20 protein-coding genes, 1 tRNA gene and 1 other annotated feature are annotated in these 16,371 nt (G+C 47.9%); of the genes, 9 read left to right on the forward strand and 12 right to left on the reverse strand.

All coding sequences use genetic code 11. The annotated features are described in order from the left end of the window. Positions 1-216, reverse strand: a binding site (T-box leader). A 305-nt stretch (positions 217-521) separates the two neighbouring features. Genes queC through queE form a run of 3 tightly spaced genes read left to right on the forward strand, consistent with a single transcriptional unit; the run spans position 522 to position 2,375 of the window. Then, entirely contained in the window at positions 522-1,187 is a 666-nt protein-coding gene (gene queC, locus D479_RS01010; RefSeq protein WP_008632642.1) for a 7-cyano-7-deazaguanine synthase QueC, read from the forward strand. Next, positions 1,187-1,654, forward strand: a complete 468-nt coding sequence (gene queD / locus D479_RS01015) for a 6-carboxytetrahydropterin synthase QueD (protein ID WP_008632644.1) — start codon at positions 1,187-1,189, stop codon at positions 1,652-1,654. Before queC ends, queD begins: the two co-directional genes overlap by 1 nt. Then, positions 1,647-2,375: a 7-carboxy-7-deazaguanine synthase QueE gene (gene queE, locus D479_RS01020; protein WP_008632646.1), complete on the forward strand. Its 729-nt coding sequence runs from the start codon at positions 1,647-1,649 to the stop codon at positions 2,373-2,375. The genes queD and queE overlap by 8 nt, the downstream gene beginning before the upstream one ends. 42 nt (positions 2,376-2,417) lie before the next feature. Here queE and D479_RS20095 read toward each other — a convergent pair whose 3' ends face one another. The 5 genes from D479_RS20095 to D479_RS01040 all read right to left on the reverse strand — a co-directional run bounded on the left by D479_RS20095 (position 2,418) and on the right by D479_RS01040 (position 5,680). Next, complete coding sequence (locus tag D479_RS20095) at positions 2,418-2,585, reverse strand: YqaE/Pmp3 family membrane protein (protein ID WP_008632649.1); 168 nt, start codon at positions 2,583-2,585, stop codon at positions 2,418-2,420. A gap of 6 nt (positions 2,586-2,591) precedes the next feature. Next, positions 2,592-3,323, reverse strand: coding sequence for a phosphatase PAP2 family protein (locus tag D479_RS01025; RefSeq protein WP_008632651.1), 732 nt, complete (start codon positions 3,321-3,323; stop codon positions 2,592-2,594). Positions 3,324-3,387: 64 nt separating this feature from the next. Further along, entirely contained in the window at positions 3,388-4,362 is a 975-nt protein-coding gene (locus tag D479_RS01030) for a bile acid:sodium symporter family protein (RefSeq protein ID WP_008632653.1), read from the reverse strand. A gap of 143 nt (positions 4,363-4,505) precedes the next feature. Then, positions 4,506-5,405, reverse strand: a complete 900-nt coding sequence (locus D479_RS19750) for a CsxC family protein (protein WP_051348978.1) — start codon at positions 5,403-5,405, stop codon at positions 4,506-4,508. A gap of 202 nt (positions 5,406-5,607) precedes the next feature. After that, positions 5,608-5,680 (reverse strand) — tRNA-Ala (locus tag D479_RS01040). Positions 5,681-5,864: 184 nt separating this feature from the next. Here D479_RS01040 and D479_RS20960 point away from each other — a divergent pair. Beyond that, the gene (locus tag D479_RS20960) at positions 5,865-7,892 is read left to right on the forward strand and encodes a methyl-accepting chemotaxis protein (protein ID WP_008632655.1); all 2,028 of its coding nucleotides are present in this window, start codon (positions 5,865-5,867) and stop codon (positions 7,890-7,892) included. 41 nt (positions 7,893-7,933) lie between these two features. Here D479_RS20960 and D479_RS01050 read toward each other — a convergent pair whose 3' ends face one another. From D479_RS01050 to trpE, 7 genes are read right to left on the reverse strand one after another with little or no spacing between them, the layout of a single operon-like run. Further along, complete coding sequence (locus D479_RS01050) at positions 7,934-8,518, reverse strand: aminodeoxychorismate/anthranilate synthase component II (RefSeq protein WP_008632662.1); 585 nt, start codon at positions 8,516-8,518, stop codon at positions 7,934-7,936. A gap of 34 nt (positions 8,519-8,552) precedes the next feature. Next, positions 8,553-9,353: a tryptophan synthase subunit alpha gene (trpA, locus tag D479_RS01055; protein ID WP_008632664.1), complete on the reverse strand. Its 801-nt coding sequence runs from the start codon at positions 9,351-9,353 to the stop codon at positions 8,553-8,555. A 1-nt stretch (position 9,354) separates the two neighbouring features. After that, entirely contained in the window at positions 9,355-10,548 is a 1,194-nt protein-coding gene (trpB, locus tag D479_RS01060; protein ID WP_008632670.1) for a tryptophan synthase subunit beta, read from the reverse strand. Further along, entirely contained in the window at positions 10,529-11,185 is a 657-nt protein-coding gene (locus D479_RS01065) for a phosphoribosylanthranilate isomerase (protein ID WP_008632671.1), read from the reverse strand. The genes trpB and D479_RS01065 overlap by 20 nt, the downstream gene beginning before the upstream one ends. After that, on the reverse strand, positions 11,182-11,946 hold the full coding sequence (gene trpC / locus D479_RS01070) for an indole-3-glycerol phosphate synthase TrpC (RefSeq protein WP_008632673.1): 765 nt from the start codon (positions 11,944-11,946) through the stop codon (positions 11,182-11,184). Before trpC ends, D479_RS01065 begins: the two co-directional genes overlap by 4 nt. Beyond that, on the reverse strand, positions 11,939-12,961 hold the full coding sequence (trpD, locus tag D479_RS01075) for an anthranilate phosphoribosyltransferase (protein WP_008632674.1): 1,023 nt from the start codon (positions 12,959-12,961) through the stop codon (positions 11,939-11,941). The genes trpC and trpD overlap by 8 nt, the downstream gene beginning before the upstream one ends. Then, positions 12,958-14,472, reverse strand: a complete 1,515-nt coding sequence (gene trpE / locus D479_RS01080) for an anthranilate synthase component I (protein ID WP_008632675.1) — start codon at positions 14,470-14,472, stop codon at positions 12,958-12,960. Before trpE ends, trpD begins: the two co-directional genes overlap by 4 nt. Positions 14,473-14,856: 384 nt before the next feature. On the opposite strand from trpE, the gene D479_RS01085 reads away from it, so the two are divergent. Genes D479_RS01085 through D479_RS01105 form a run of 5 tightly spaced genes read left to right on the forward strand, consistent with a single transcriptional unit; the run spans position 14,857 to position 16,365 of the window. Next, positions 14,857-15,363, forward strand: coding sequence for a sigma-70 family RNA polymerase sigma factor (locus D479_RS01085; RefSeq protein ID WP_008632676.1), 507 nt, complete (start codon positions 14,857-14,859; stop codon positions 15,361-15,363). After that, complete coding sequence (locus tag D479_RS01090; protein ID WP_008632677.1) at positions 15,356-15,673, forward strand: YxlC family protein; 318 nt, start codon at positions 15,356-15,358, stop codon at positions 15,671-15,673. The genes D479_RS01085 and D479_RS01090 overlap by 8 nt, the downstream gene beginning before the upstream one ends. Then, positions 15,670-15,879 carry a hypothetical protein gene (locus tag D479_RS01095; RefSeq protein ID WP_008632678.1) on the forward strand — a complete coding sequence of 70 codons (210 nt, stop codon included), beginning with the start codon at positions 15,670-15,672 and terminating at the stop codon, positions 15,877-15,879. The genes D479_RS01090 and D479_RS01095 overlap by 4 nt, the downstream gene beginning before the upstream one ends. Continuing rightward, on the forward strand, positions 15,876-16,061 hold the full coding sequence (locus D479_RS01100; RefSeq protein WP_008632679.1) for a hypothetical protein: 186 nt from the start codon (positions 15,876-15,878) through the stop codon (positions 16,059-16,061). The genes D479_RS01095 and D479_RS01100 overlap by 4 nt, the downstream gene beginning before the upstream one ends. Next, on the forward strand, positions 16,042-16,365 hold the full coding sequence (locus tag D479_RS01105; protein ID WP_008632680.1) for a YbjQ family protein: 324 nt from the start codon (positions 16,042-16,044) through the stop codon (positions 16,363-16,365). The genes D479_RS01100 and D479_RS01105 overlap by 20 nt, the downstream gene beginning before the upstream one ends. Positions 16,366-16,371: the final 6 nt, after the last annotated feature.

Genomic DNA, 16,371 nt, shown 5'->3' on the forward strand with positions numbered 1-16,371 from the left:
GTAAGAGACGGACGTTATTATCATCCGCGGTGCCACTCTCATTGTCTAATTAAATAGACCAACTCAATGCTGATAACGGGAGCTCCCGGTTACGGCTACTATCGTTCACCGAACTTCTCAGAAGTGCGTTTCCGTATGAATCGATCACCAGGCTTCCACCAACCCCGGCTCGCTGCAGATCCGATGCCTACGTACTCTCTTCCTCAATGAATAATCCTGCATATTTATTACTTGATGTTTATAATTATACAAAACCTATGTAAGAAGTCAACAGGTAAATCGCAATTTTTTAACTAATGAGCCTATTCCACCTCTCCAAGTCTTTCCTTCCCTTTTTCACCTGCTCCATGTTAGAATAAGGGAAGCAATGGAATAAAATCTGCAGACAGATGCAGGAGAGGTTCTAGCGACACCCTCTATAAAAAACTAAGGATGGAACTGTACCTTACCTTAGGTACGGTTTTTTTAGTGTTTTGGGTGTATAGAATACTCTCTTTCCTATATGGAAGGGGAATTTTTTTATGGAAAAAAACAGCAAAGCCGTGGTTGTATTCAGCGGCGGTCAGGACAGTACAACGTGTCTTTACTGGGCTTTAGAGAAGTTCGATCACGTCGAAGCCGTAACCTTTGATTACGACCAGCGGCATAAAGAAGAAATTGAAGTTGCCAAAGAAATCGCCGCCGATAAAGGCGTCCGCCATCATATCCTGGATATGGCTCTCTTGAACCAGCTCGCACCGAACGCTTTGACGCGTAATGATATGGAAGTGAAAGACGGCGAAAACGGGGAGCTCCCATCCACCTTCGTTCCGGGCAGGAACTTGTTGTTCTTATCCTTCGCTTCCATTCTTGCCAGACAGATCGGTGCCAAGCACGTGATCACCGGCGTATGTGAAACAGATTTCAGCGGCTATCCGGACTGCCGTGACGTCTTTGTGAAATCACTGAACGTCACCCTCAACTTGTCCATGGATGACGAATTCGTCCTTCACACACCGCTTATGTGGCTCGATAAAGCCGAGACATGGGAGCTTGCTGATACACTCGGCGGATTCGAATATGTGCGCGAAAAGACGCTTACGTGTTATAACGGCATACGCGGAGAAGGCTGCGGCGACTGCCCGGCGTGCCGCCTCCGTCAGAATGGTCTGGATATGTATCTTGCTCAAAAAGAGGTGAGCCGCTGATGTTCGGCTTTACCATTGTAGAAAACTTACAGAAAATAGATGAAGACATTAAGCGCCAGGATTTGAAGTATCATTCCAAGCGGGTCATGGTAAGCAAAGAATTCACCTTCGACGCGGCCCATCACCTGCACTGTTATGAAGGAAAGTGCAAAAATCTGCACGGCCATACGTACAAAGTCATCTTCGGTATAAGCGGATTCGTTGATGATATCGGACTTGTCATCGACTTCGGTGATATCAAACAGATATGGAAAGAAAGCATTGAGGTCCATCTCGATCACCGCTATTTAAATGACACGCTCCCTAACATGAATACCACAGCGGAAAACATGGTTGTCTGGATTTATAATCAGATGGAAGAAGCACTGTTAAACCGCGGTGACGGCTCCCGCGTGGAGTTCGTGAAGCTTTATGAGACGCCGACAAGTTATGCAGAAGCAAGACGGGAGTGGATGCGCGATGAATAAGTTTCCCGTCTTGGAAATCTTCGGACCTACGATACAGGGAGAAGGCATGGTCGTCGGTAGAAAAACGATGTTCGTCCGGACGGCCGGCTGTGATTACAGCTGCGCCTGGTGCGATTCTGCTTTTACTTGGGACGGCAGCGCAAAAGAGGATATCGAACGCCTGACTGCCGAGGAAATCATCACCCGCTTGAAAGAAACCGGTGGGGAACGCTTCGATCACGTCACCATCTCAGGCGGCAACCCTGCTTTGCTGAAACATTTAAACGAATTGATTGACGGACTTCACGACCTCGGTATCGAGGTCGCATTGGAAACACAAGGAAGCCGTTATCAGGACTGGTTCCCGGACATCGATGACCTTACCATCTCTCCGAAGCCGCCAAGCTCATTGATGAAGACGGATTGGAACATCCTCGATGACATCCTTCATCGCTTGGAAAGGAAGGGCCGGAGTGATTCTACAAGTTTGAAGGTCGTCATTTTCAACGAAGAAGATTTGGATTATGCAGCGCAGGTCCATGAACGATATCCAGCCATTCCTTTCTTCCTGCAGGTCGGAAACGATGACCTCAAGGAAGGCGAACCGGCGAACCTGGCCGGTTATCTGCTTGAACAATATGAATGGCTGATCGATCAGGTAGTCGCCTCGGAAAAGCTTAATCACGTCCGTGTGCTGCCGCAGGTACATGCCCTCGTCTGGGGAAACAAACGAGGAGTTTAATCAAAAAGAAGCGTCTGAAGGGATCCCTTCAGACGCTTCTTCTCATCTATGCTTCTTTCTATCGTAATGACCTTTAACAACTACGGCTGCATGAACCGCTCCCGGCACGTAAAAGAGCATGGTCAAAATTAAGTTCAGCAGCGCTTTCAACGGCTGACCCGTAAACAAGACCGCTAGCGGCGGCAGAAATATAACTAAGATGTATAACATGATGTATCACTCCTCCATCTTCTTATTCCCCCCGGAGCTCATTTTATAACCTTGTTGTCGGCGCCGCTGATTCCAAAGCGTCACTTCGAGAGCAGCGATACAAACAAGCAGCCAGGCAAGTCCGAATAAGAAGCCGGCAGTGATGTCCGTCAGGTAGTGGACACCCACATAAACGCGGGAAAACCCCACGAGCAGGATTACCAGTCCCAGCAGAAGACCGAGCGTGACTTTCCACTTCCGCTGAAGACGGCTGATGACGACAACATAGATCATGAATCCATAGAAAACCATCGACCCTGTCGAGTGACCGCTTGGAAAACTGAATCCTGTCCCGTCATATTGCGCCAGCACCTCGGGCCGCTCCCGTTCGAACGTGAGCTTGAGAGCCTTTGTCAACAGGCTGATACCCGCCATGTTGACAAGGAAGAAGACGGCCACCCATCGGCTGAGTTTGGAGAAGAATAACAAGTAACCCAGTACGAGGACGGTAGCTGTCGTCAAGAACCAGACGGACCCTAGTTCGGTTAATCCGCCCCAGGCTGTATCGAGCCACGGAGACCGAATGGCCCCAAAGAAATCCTGAGCCGCCTGATCCATGAAGAACTGGTCCTGCTCCAATACATCCTCGGCAAGTTCTGCAAAGAAAAACAACGCCCCTCCCACTAGGACGAATCCAGCTGCGATGAGCAGGATCGATACTTTGGAGAGATCGGATAATTTAATTCCTGAAAATAACATACGCGCCTCCCGTCCTTCCTTCTATTCCATCAGATTCCCCTGTTTCTTTAACTATAAAACGCCTTTATATCTGTTTGTGCGTCAGTGCGGCCACACCTTTATCGCCTTTCCCAAAGTTGTCCAGCCACTTGCCGGCGAAGGAGGCAAGGACCTGCTGGAACAACATTCCGACGATGACCGGAACGGCGACCGGTGGTGGAAAATAGGTGATGGCGATCACGGCACCGCCGCTGATATTACGCATTCCACTGTTGAACGTGAGCGACAGGACACTGCCACGCTCCACCCGCAGCAGCCGACCGGTCCAAAACCCGAGCACATAGGACAACGCAGCCAGACACAGGACCGTCACTCCGGTCCAAACCAGCGTTTGGTCGATCACTCTCAAATAAGGAGCGACGGCAGAGCTGTTGATCGTCACAACGAGACCGATCCCGATTTTCGTCAATGGCGCTAGGTTGGTTTCCATTTTGGACGTGAAAGAAGCCCTCCCCCACTGATTGACAGCCATTCCGGCCAGAGAAGGGATAACGATCATGAACAGAAGACCGACCATGATGTCGCCTATGTCCATCTGGACAGAGCCCCCGACCAACAGCTGCATAACCAAGGGTACTGTAAACGGAGCAAGAAGCGTATCAATCAGTATGATGGAGAGCGTCAGCACGACGTTTCCTTTATAGATGGAAACCCAGATCAAAGACGTAATCCCCGTAGGAATGACAAAGGACAGCACCAGCCCGATTGTCGTATAATCCTCCTTCCCGAACAATAAGCTTCCGACTCCAAGAGCAATTAAAGGCATGATGATATGTAATAAGACGATACATGCAACCAGTGCGACCGGATGTCTGAGTACTTTTTTCAAATCGGTAAAGTTCGATCCAAGGCTGCCGGAAAACGTCATGACCGCAAAGATCCACGGCACGAGTAAGACGAAGTTATCGAACCATTCCGCAAGCAGGACACCGATCACCACCGCGCTTGGCGTAATATAGGGCATCAGACGCTGTAAAACACGGTTGAAAGACACGATCATAGCAAAGACTCTCCCTTTTTTTCCTTCTATTATACCTTTTCAAACCACACAAAAACACGGTATCCCAGTGGCACCAAACGCCCGCTTCCTACATAAAATAACAAAAAGGCCCGACCCGTAAAGGATCAGACCCTTGCAGATAATTATCTGCCTCTGTTCATTTTATTCTGGATGCGACCTTGTGTCGCTTGATTCTGCGCACCAGGCTCTTCTCCATCAGGAAGCTCATCGAACTGCTGTGACTGAATCAGACGGAAGATAAGCAATACTTCTGCTTTTTCTACAATCTTACAGAAACGGCCCCACTTGTCGACATGCTTATACAAGTCAATGTCGTTTACCGCACTGAACAAAAGACGGCACTCGATCGGCTCGTTGTAATATTCGAACGTAAGACCGCCGGATACACAATGGTCGCCTCCCATGCCCTTCTTATCAACGAAGATTCTCTCTCCTGTGCTTGTAGACTTTTCACTGAAGAATTGAGTCGGGAAGTTCTCGATTTCCACTGTTTGGTTGCAGCTGAAAGGAACTTCTACAGAGTAATCCTGCAGGTACCCGCTGCACTCTTCTACATACTGAATGTTCTTGTGGATATAACCAGACACGAATACGTTGACGGAAGCTTCTGTAGCGATAGACGGGATCGCTTTACACTGAGTCAAGTACACGTTTCGGCGCACGTTTTTGATTTCACGTGCAGCCGTAGGAAGGGTAATTTCAGACTCAACAAGTGCCTGCAATTCCACATCACGAAGAACGACCGGCAGGAAGAATCCACCTCCAAAGCCTTCCGAATTACAGTTGACGCTTACTGTTTCCGCAATATCACACTCTGGATATTGCTTTGAACAGCTGTTTTTCCTTTCGGGGTAGAATTTCCCTGTTCCAGTCGTACCGCCAGCCAAGTTTCCTGGTTGACGCAGGCCATACCCGCCGTATGGTTGACCTGCGGCATTTGTTCCGTTTGTACGGCTGCAGCCACCAAGCCCGGACAGGCGGTTAGATCTGAAAGACTGACTGTTTGGATCGTAAATATACATCGCTTTCTCTCCTTGAAATAATATAAAGCCAAATTTATTGACTTATTATTATGTATGTCAGAGAGGCAGTGTTGGTATAGTCAAATGATGGACTTATAGTAATTTACATGGAAAATATAGAGAAATAGGCATTCTATCGTTAAAAGGGAATTATAGAAAAAATAAAAAGCACTTGCATATGCAAGTGCTTTTTATATCGAAGTGGAGCATAGCGGGCTCGAACCGCTGACCTCTACACTGCCAGTGTAGCGCTCTCCCAGCTGAGCTAATGCCCCGTATTTTGAAGACAATTAATATAATAGCACCTTCCTTACCCACTTTCAATACTAATCTTTTCATTTATTTTAATTAGATAACGCTCTCATAGAAACATCCTCTTTACAACTCTTAATCCGATGCCGATACAAGAGAGAAGAAAGCACTGGGAGAACACAAAGAAAGTAATACGGGAGGGTACCAATGAAGAAGAAAAAGAAGAGCAAGAAGAAACAGCGTCCATCCATTTTCACAAAGACGATTCAGCGGCAGATTTTGATTCCTTTTCTTACGTTAATTGTCATCGCGGGCATTGTCGTCGGCATTGCCAGCTATTCCTTCAGCGTGGATAACACGACGGCAGAGCTCACTGACAATGTGGAAGAACAAATGAAGACGTTGAGTCAGTCCTTCGATATTTTCCTCGAAGCACAGGAAGATACGATCAATTACTATTCCGGCCAGGAGGAATTCTTAAATATAGAATCAGACCCTGATGCGGTCATAGAAGAGCTCAATGACATACGCGCCTCCAATGATATTGTCCAAAATGCGTATGTAGGTATGGAATCGGAAGGAACGACTGTGTCCGACGATGAACTGCAGCTCCCAGATGACTTCGATGCGCGCACACGCCCGTGGTATCAGGATGCCTTGGACAATGCCGGTTCTCTCGTCTGGACGGAACCGTACTTGGATGTAAATACGGACGAGACCATTATGAGTGTCGCTAAAGCGGTGCAAAACGGTGACGAGCTCGTCGGCGTCTTTTCTATCGATATCAATATGAGCTCCCTCCTCCGTCTGATCGATGGCGTGAAAATCGCAGATTCCGGCTATGCTGCTATTTTTGCAGAAAACGGCATATTCATCTCCCACCCGCAGGAAGACCTTGTCGGAACGGATATTACAGAAAACAGCTTTTATACTTCTATTATGAATCAAAACAAACAGTCAGGCGTTATTTCTTATCAATATGAAGGAAAAGATAAGACACTCGGCTACTCAAAGAATGATATAACCGGATGGATCATAATCGGAACGGTCGATAAAGCGGATCTCGAACAGCAAAGTGCCGCCATCATTATTCCGATTGCCATTACAGTCCTGATCATTTTATTGTTGTCGATCATAGCCGCTACATTGATTACAAGAAGAATCCGCAAGCCGATTGTCCGACTGCAGTCACAAATGAAGGAAGTAGAAGAGGGCAACCTCACCATTGATCTTCGACAGAATCGAGAGGATGAGATCGGTCAATTGGCGGGATCCACTCATGAAATGAAAGAAGGAATCAGACAAATCATCCTCCAACTTCAAGGTGCAGTAGAATCTGTCCGCACACAAAGTTCCGGCTTGAGGCTGTCTGCAAACGAAGTACAGGAAGGTAGTGAGCAGATTGCATCTACGATGGAACAGCTGTCAGCAGGCGCGGAATCACAGGCCCACAGTTCTTCCAAACTATCAGAAATGATGGAAGCTTTCACCACGGAAATACGGGAGGCTTATGAGAATGGCAAGGGAATCTCGGAGTCCTCTGGATCAGTTCTTCGCATGACGAACGAAGGCAGTGACATGATGCGTCATTCTGTCGATCAAATGCAGACAATAGACCGCATCGTCAAAGAATCTGTTGATAAGGTTCGGGGCTTAGACAGTCAATCCCAGCAGATTTCAAAACTTGTCCAAGTCATTCAGGATATCGCCAACCAGACGAACCTTCTTTCTCTGAATGCAGCTATTGAAGCAGCAAGAGCAGGGGAGCATGGGAAAGGATTTGCCGTCGTTGCTGATGAAGTCCGCAAGCTCGCCGAGCAGGTCTCTCATTCTGTCGAAGATATCACATCAATTGTCGATACGATCCAAACGGAATCCGGGGAGGTGGCCGCTACTCTTCAGAATGGATACAAAGAGGTCGATCAAGGTACCACCCTGATGAAACAAACCGGGGAAACCTTTGATAAAATTCAGCATTCTGTCACAGATATGGTGGCGCGCACACGGGAAATTTCTGCAAAGCTCCAAAAGATCTCGGAAGACAGTTATGAAATGAATACATCGATTGAAGAAGTGGCTTCTGTTTCGGAAGAATCCGCCGCCGGTGTCGAACAGGTCACCGCAGCGGCCCAGCAGTCCAACAGTTCTGTGGAAGAAGTATCGAACAGCGCCGAAGACTTAGCAGAGCTATCGAATGTACTGAACGATCAAATAAAACGATTCAAAGTCGATTGAACCTCATAAGAAAAAGCCTCCCGGTCAATGGGAGGCTTTTCTTATGATAATAATGCTTTCGCACGCTGCTTAATAAGATTCTCCAGCAGCTTCCTGCCGTCTGCCGTGCCGATCGATTCCGGATGGAACTGGACGCCCTCTATAGGAAGAGCCTTATGACGGATTCCCATGATTTCTCCTTCCGCAGTCTTCGATGTGACTTCAAAATCCTCCGGCACTCCATCCTGCTTCACTATCAGCGAATGATAGCGCATCACTTCCATCGGATTATTCAATCCATCATAAATACCACGGCCGTCATGGTGGATGAGGGATGATTTCCCGTGCATTAAGCGGTCTGCACGAACCACCTGCCCCCCGAACACCTGAGCAATTGACTGGTGACCGAGACAGACACCGAATATAGGAATGCTGTCCTTGAATGCAGCGATGACGTCCAGCGTCATCCCTGTTTCATCCGGAGAACAAGGTCCCGGCGAAAGGAAAATCAGATCAGGGTTACATTCTTTAATTTCACTCAAGCATACTTCATCGTTTCTTCTGACGATGATCTCCTCTCCCAAATCCCCTAAATACTGCACAAGGTTATAAGTGAAAGAATCATAATGGTCAATCATGTATATCACTCTGCTCCACTCCTCTCAGCTGTGCCGGCAGCGACTATTCGACCAGGTCACGGATGCCTTTAGTAAAGTTATCAAGAGCTTCATCTCTACGGCCGGCTTCTACGTGCTGCAACTCTTCTTCGATCAAACGGATGATTTTACTTCCGATAATGACTCCATCCGCATGATGACGCACAAGTTTCACGTGCTCGTTAGTGGAGATGCCGAAACCGACCGCAACCGGTACCTTGCTGTGTTCTCTCACTTTTTCAATGAAAGAGAGCGCTTCTCCGGACATGTCATTCCGTTCTCCTGTGACTCCAAGTGAAGAAACGCAGTACAAAAAGCCTTTTGCATTCTCTGCAATCTGCTTGATCCGTTGATCGGAGTTCGGAGCGACAAGGGAAATGAATTCAATGCCTCTCTCTTCAGCCATGCTCCGTACCTCTGCACTCTCCTCAAATGGAAGGTCAGGAATGAGCACCCCTTCTACTCCGTTTGCTTCCAGCTTATCGAAGAAGTCTTTATGTCCAATCTGCAGAACAGGATTGTAGTAGGTGAAAATGACAACCGGTATTTCCACCCCGTTGTCCCGCAATGCCGGGACCAGTTCTATCGCTTTTCTCAAAGACATACCGCTCTTCAAAGCGCGCTTGGCGGCGCGCTGGATAGTCGGACCATCTGCAAGCGGGTCCGAATAAGGGACGCCAAGTTCAAGGATGTCCGCTCCTTCCGCTTGGAGTCTAAGAGCAAAGTCTATAGTGTATTGGGGGGCCGGATCACCTGCAACGATGAAAGGAATGAATAAGTCTTCTGTTTTCGTCAATTTACCTTGGAACGCTGTTTTCGTAAGCATGTCATACCTCCTCCTGGAAGTGTTCCATCAATGTCGCCATATCTTTGTCGCCCCGACCGGACAAATTAATGAGAATCGTTTCTTCCGGTTTCATCGACCCGGCTTCCTTGAACGCCTGGGCAAGTGCATGAGCACTTTCAATAGCCGGTATGATTCCTTCCGTTTGCGTCAACAATTTCAAGGCATCCAATGCTTCCTGATCCGTAATCGATTCGTAACGCACACGCTTCGTTTGAAAAAGATGTGCGTGTTCCGGTCCGATTCCGGGATAATCAAGTCCTGCGGAAATCGAATACGGCTCTGTAATCTGGCCATTCTCATCCTGCATCAAATAAGTAAGAGAACCATGGATGACGCCGGGCGTCCCTTTCGTCAATGTCGCCGCATGCTCCGGTGTCTCCACCCCTTTGCCTGCCGCTTCCACGCCGATCAACTCCGATTCATCTTCCAAGAAAGGATAAAACATACCCATCGCATTGCTTCCTCCGCCTACGCAGGCGTAAATACGGTCGGGCAGCTCCGGCTCCGCCTCAAGGAATTGCCGCTTCGATTCATCCCCAATAATACGCTGAAAATCACGGACCATCTTCGGATACGGATGAGGTCCCACGACAGAACCGATCAAATAAAAATGGTCCTCACAGTTGGCTACCCAGTATCGTATAGCTTCGTTCGTCGCATCTTTAAGCGTGCCGTTTCCGCTTGACACGGAAATGACTTCTGCGCCGAGCAGCTTCATTCTAAATACGTTAAGCTCCTGCCGGCGGATATCCTCTTCGCCCATGAACACTTTACACTCCAGACCGAACTTTGCCGCCACCGTTGCAGAGGCGACGCCATGCTGGCCAGCACCCGTTTCGGCGATGATTTTCTTCTTGCCCATACGCTTCGCCAACAGGGCCTGTCCGACGGCATTGTTCAACTTGTGGGCGCCGGTATGATTCAGGTCCTCCCGCTTCAGATACACTTTCGCCCCGCCGAGATGTTCCGTTATCTTATCTGCAAAGGTAAGGGAAGTAGGTCTGCCGGCGTATTCTTTTAATATATGATGATACTCCTCCATGAAGGATGAATCGTTCAATGCTTCATCTAATGCATCTTCCAACTCTTGAAGGGGACCCATCAGTGTTTCCGGAACATATTTCCCTCCGAAATCACCAAAACGGCCTTTTATATCAGGTAATACTTGCAACATTACGCTCCACCTCTTTCATGACTGCTTGAATCTTGCCGATATCTTTTGTTTCATTGGATTCGATACCACTGGACAGATCGATCCCATCCGGGTCGTAAGTAAGAAGCTCTGCCACGTTTTCCGGCCTTATTCCACCTGCAATAAGACAGGGAACGCCCTGCTCATAAGCAGCGCTCTGATAGGAAGGAACAGCTTCCCAATCGAATCGAACGCCGGTTCCGCCCGCTTGACCATCCACTTTAGAATCGATCACATACCCGTCGGCAACTCCTTGAAAAATCTCCATTTGGTTCATCCCGTTCTCTTGATGATGAATGACCTTCCAAACCGGAAGGCCGAATGCTTCTTTAATGCGCAGGAGCTGGGATACGGTTTCGTTTCCATGGAGCTGTATAACGTCAAGTGGAACAAAATGAAGAATCTGTTCCAGTTCCTCAAGTGTCGGTTCAATGAAAACCCCGACAAGCTTCTGCTTTGGCCGGATCTTCCTGATCCAGCGGGAGACGGCTTCCGGACGAACATACCTTTTCGTTCTTCTGACGAAAATGAAACCTAAATGCGTCGCTTCCGAGGAAGTAGTCTTGGCGACATCCGAGAGCGACCGGTTTCCACACAGTTTGACAATCGGCTCCTTCATCGGACATCTTCCCCTTCCATCAGCACTTGAACAGCCTTGCCTATGTCCTGCTGTCTCATCAACGATTCACCGACGAGGATTCCTTCTGCTCCGAAGCTGGATACGGCAAGTAAGTCGTCATGCGTGAAAATGCCGCTTTCCGAAACAAGAAGAGCTTCTGCCGGAGCAAGCTTCGCCATCCGCTCTGTCTGAGAAAGCTTCGTTTCAAACGTATGCAGATTCCTGTTGTTGATGCCGAGTATTTCAGGGGTGAACTGCTTCAACAATCCCTCCAGCGTTTCTTCCCCATGCACTTCCACTAGCACTTCCATTCCAAGTTCATATGCCTGCAGATAAAGTTCGTGCAGGGCCCGTGCTTCCATCGCTTCTCCAATCAGAAGGACCGCATCCGCTCCAATAGAAGCACTTTCTACGATTTGTATGGGATCGATGAGGAAGTCTTTCCTAAGTACGGGTACATCGACCACCTGTTTTATGGAAGATAAGTAATCCCGGTGCCCCTGGAAGAAATGCTGATCCGTCAAAACAGAAATCGCCTGGACTCCCGCTTGATTGTAATCATGCGCGATCTTCACAGGATTAAAGTCTTCACGAATAATCCCTTTCGACGGAGAAGCCTTTTTCACTTCTGCGATCAGTCCCGCTCTATAGGGGGAAGTTTTCAAGGATTCATGCAGAGAATATTTCCTGTATGTTTGTTCTTCCGGTAAATACATTTTTTCAATTTCCTGCTGTTTGACTGCCAAGATGGTTTCAAGCATATTGACGATTCTCCCTTTCCGTTACAATGGATTCAAAGTAATCTTTGGTCACTCCTGTTCGAAGAGCTTCTTCGACCTGCTTTACTCCTTCGTGAAGGTCATCAGCTTTTCCTGCCACGTACAGGCCGGCAGCCGCGTTCATTTTGACTATATCGACGGCGCTTTGGTTTGATTCTCCGTAGAAAATCTCTTTGATGATTGCTGCGCTTTCCGAGGGTTCGGATGCTTTAATATCGTCAAGGGATCCCCTTGATAACCCGAAGTCTTCCGGAGTGATCGTATATCGGGTGATAGACCCTTCGTTCAGTTCAACTATATCCGTCACGCCTGTTATCGTTATTTCATCCAGACCGTCTCTGCCCGTAGCAAGCAGCACTCGTTCGGATCCGAGCTCTTTCAGCGTTTCGGCCATCTTCTCTGCATAATCCGTGGAGTAAATGCCAATCAGCTGCCGTTTGGCATTGGCTGGATTTGACATAGGTCCGAGGAGGTTGAATATCGTCCGGAATCCAAGTTCCTGCCTCGCCGGGCCGGCATGTTTCATTGCCTGATGATACAATGGTGCGAAAAGGAAAGTCATTCCTTTATCCTGCAGAGCCTTCGCTCCTTCTGCCGGTGTTGTATCGATTGGAATACCAAGCATCTCCAGTACATCTGCGCTCCCGCTCTTGGAAGAAACTTTTCGGTTTCCGTGTTTGGCAACTTTGACACCCATACTTGCAAGCACGATCGATACGGCCGTGGAGATATTGAACGTAGATGCACCGTCCCCTCCGGTACCGCATGTGTCGATGATGGTGGAATCATGGACATCCAGCTTCGTCATGTTGGCACGCATCGCCCGGACGAATCCTGTCATTTCTTCCACTGTCTCCCCGCGGAAACGCATGATGCTTAAAAGACTCGTCAACTGGGCTGTCGTAACCTCGCCCTGCATGATACCGTTCATCGTTTCGAACGCCTGCTGCTCATCCATTACTTCCCCTGATACAACTCTATTTAATAGCTCTTTCATCTCATCTCCACTCCTTCTCCGCTCTTCTCAAAAACCTTCTCTGCTAATTGAATCGTCCGCTTCAAAGCACTCGCTTTGTTCAACGTCTCCTGATACTCTGCTTCGGGATCGGAGTCAGCCACCACTCCTGCCCCTGCCTGGACGTATAGATCCCGTCCCATAAGCGTCATCGTCCGGATCGTTATACATGAATCGATGTTACCGTCGAACCCGAGGTATAAGATGCCCCCGCCGTATAGATTTCTCGGAGTCGGTTCGAGCTCCCGCAATATCTGCATAGCGCGGACTTTCGGAGCTCCGGATAACGTTCCTGCCGGAAAGGAAGAAATAAGGGCATCAATCGGTGATACATCCCCTTTCAGTTCACCAATCACTTTACTTATGATGTGCATCACTTTGGAGAAACGACCAATCGTCATATATTCACTGACCTGAACCGATCCGTATTCGGCTACTCGACCAATATCGTTTCTAGCCAGATCCACAAGCATCCGGTGCTCAGCCAGTTCCTTTTCATCCTTCATCAGCTCTTCTGCAAGGCGGTCATCTTCCTCCTTGGTGCGGCCCCTCTTCCTTGTTCCTGCTATGGGATGGATTTCAAGCTTCCTGTCCCTTACTTCAAGAAGGCGCTCCGGAGAGCTTCCGATGACTTCCACGCCGCCCATCTTCAAATAGAACATGTACGGGGATGGATTCACATTCCGAAGAACGCGGTACAGTTCAAATCCGCTCCTGTCCGTTACCGTGTGGAAGCGCTGGGAAAGTACAGTCTGGAAGACATCACCCGCCAGAATGTATTCTTTAATACGTTCCACGTCCGCTTTGAATTTGTCCGGTTCATAATTGCTGTCCCATTCCATCTCTTCTTCAGACTCCGCCTCTTCCTGCATCATCAAGTCCGGCAGACCAGGAGCCTTCGCCAAGCGGGATTGGACTTTCTCGATCCTTCCCAGTGTATCTTCATAGGCACTTGTCAGGTTCTCTTCACCGCCGCTTCCGAGCCTTGCAAAGGACAAGATCGTCGTCTGCTTCGTTTTGTGATGATAAGCGATTAAAGTCTGGCAGAACAGCAGATGATAATTCGCAAGACTTCCAGCCTCCTCGGCTCTTGGAACCGGTTCATAATCGGATATTGCGTCATAGCTGATATAGCCGACACCTCCTCCTTTAAAAGGGAGATCGCTATCTTCAGCCGGTTTCACCTGCAGATCCTCCAACACCTTTTCGTAAGCTGCTTTGAAAGAAGGCGCTTCTTCTTCCTGCTTCGTCTGGAAATCTGTAATATAGAACGTGCTGTCCATTTCTTTTAATTCAATCATTGGATCTAAGCCAATAAAAGAATAGTTCGACCAGGGTGATTCCGGATCCTGGCTCTCGAGCATATATACCGCTTCGTTATTTAAAGCGTGAAACATGTGAATAGGTGTTAACGTATCCGTGTAAAAGGATTTAGTAATTGGGATGGTCCGATACAGGGATGCATCGCTTTGAAATGTTTCAAAAGTAGTCAAAAAGGCTCACCTCTCCATAGTAGTATGGAGAATGAGACGTTGAGGGTGATAAAACGAGTGGGGGGTTGTCATTGAATACTTACTTACGGCCAGGCAATCGGTCAGCTCCTTCGTCCGACGATTCCTCGCTCTCTCGGCTCAGCTCACTCTAACCTCAACTCAACTCATTCTCATCTCAACTTGCTTATTAAGCTTTCTCACAGTCTATAAAATTCAGACTTCAAAGTCAACAGCGATGTTTCCATGATTTGTAGGAAACAATAAGAAGAAGCAGGAACCGCCGCTTTTCACTGATAGGTCTGCAAAAATAGAAAAGAAAGAAAAAAATTGAACGGATGACAGGGTTCATTCGTCGTATAGGCAGATAGGAAATGAGGGATGCCCATGGACCTTGAGAGAATAAGAGCTGCCCAAGGGGACAAAAAAGCTTTAGCAGGGCTGCTGAAAGATCACTACAGCTTCTTGTTCAAATACGCCTGGAAGATGTGCGGGGAGGAACAACTGGCTTATGACATTACCCAGGAAACAATCATGAAAGCGATCCGAAAGCTCCATCAGTATAAAGGGAATGCCAGCTTCTCCACATGGCTGCTGCAGATTGCAACGCATACCTTCCTTGATATGAAAAAGAAGCACAAGAATACCCGGTTCCTTCATGAGCATGAAATCAATCATATCGAAGCTGCCAAAGTACCCGAAGAATGGTTCGAAACCCAAACGGCCATATGGAAGCTGGAAGAGAAGCATCGTATCCCCATCCTTCTGAAGCATTATTACGGTTACGAATATGAAGAAATCGCTAACCTGTTAAAACTGAAAACCGGCACGGTCAAATCACGTGTTCACTATGGCCTGGACCGTTTACGGAAGGAGCTTAATATCGATGAATGATAATAATAAGAAACGTCTGATTGAACAGCATCTTCACGAAACGAGCAAAAAAATCGATGACTATTTGGAAGTGGATGAACCTTCCTTTCATCAATTTGAAGCTTGGATAGAAGAACATTCCAGGCGTTGGTACCAGCGGTTATGGATAGAACTTGTATGTCTGTGGCTGGTGGCAGCCATCGGTCTTTCCGCCTTATCGTTCACGTTTATCATGTTCCCATCCTTGTTCCTTATCATCCAGATTATTGCTGTCGGGAGCATGTGTGTGTATGCCCTTCGTGAAAAGCGGCGATCGGTGGTGACATCATGAAACAATACGGGCCTGAAGATATCCCTTTATGGGGATTTCTGCTTCTTGGAGCGGTCTTGCTTACTCAAAGCTCGATTCTTTTTATAAAAGCAAGGCGAATCGATAAAGCTCCGTGGTTCTGGGGGCTGATCGGCATCATTCAATTTCCGGTACCGAGCATTCTGTTTTTCATCCTGCGGCGCACGGTCTGGAGGGAGACGCGTTGAAAATCAATCTTGTATTCGCTTGTCTTTTACTGCAGATCGCAGGATACGTCTCCTTGTTCTTCCATCTATGGACGGGGCTGATTCTTATCGCATGCTCGTATGCAGGGTTGTTCACTATATTATTTTTACTTGCGCAGGAGCGTAAAAAGGAGGAACCATTTAATGATTATCGTGACTACTGATTTTGTACATGGGTATGATCTTACAGCTATGAAAGGATTCGTCCGGGGAAGCACCGTTCAGTCGAAGCATATCGGACGCGACATCCTTGCCGGGTTAAAGAACGTCGTCGGAGGAGAAATTAAAGACTATACAGCAATGATGGACGAAGCCCGTCAGCAGGCTATCGGGCGCATGATCAAACACGCAGAAGAAAAAGGTGCGGATGCGGTAATCGCCGTCCGCCTGGAAACCTCTACGGTTACAAACTCTGCTTCAGAAATAATGGCATATGGGACCGCTGTGACTCTTAAACCCAAAGAATAAGCTCAA

This window comes from Halobacillus sp. BAB-2008 (assembly GCF_000328325.1).
In the GTDB taxonomy this organism is placed as follows: Bacteria; Bacillota; Bacilli; order Bacillales; family Halobacillaceae; genus Halobacillus.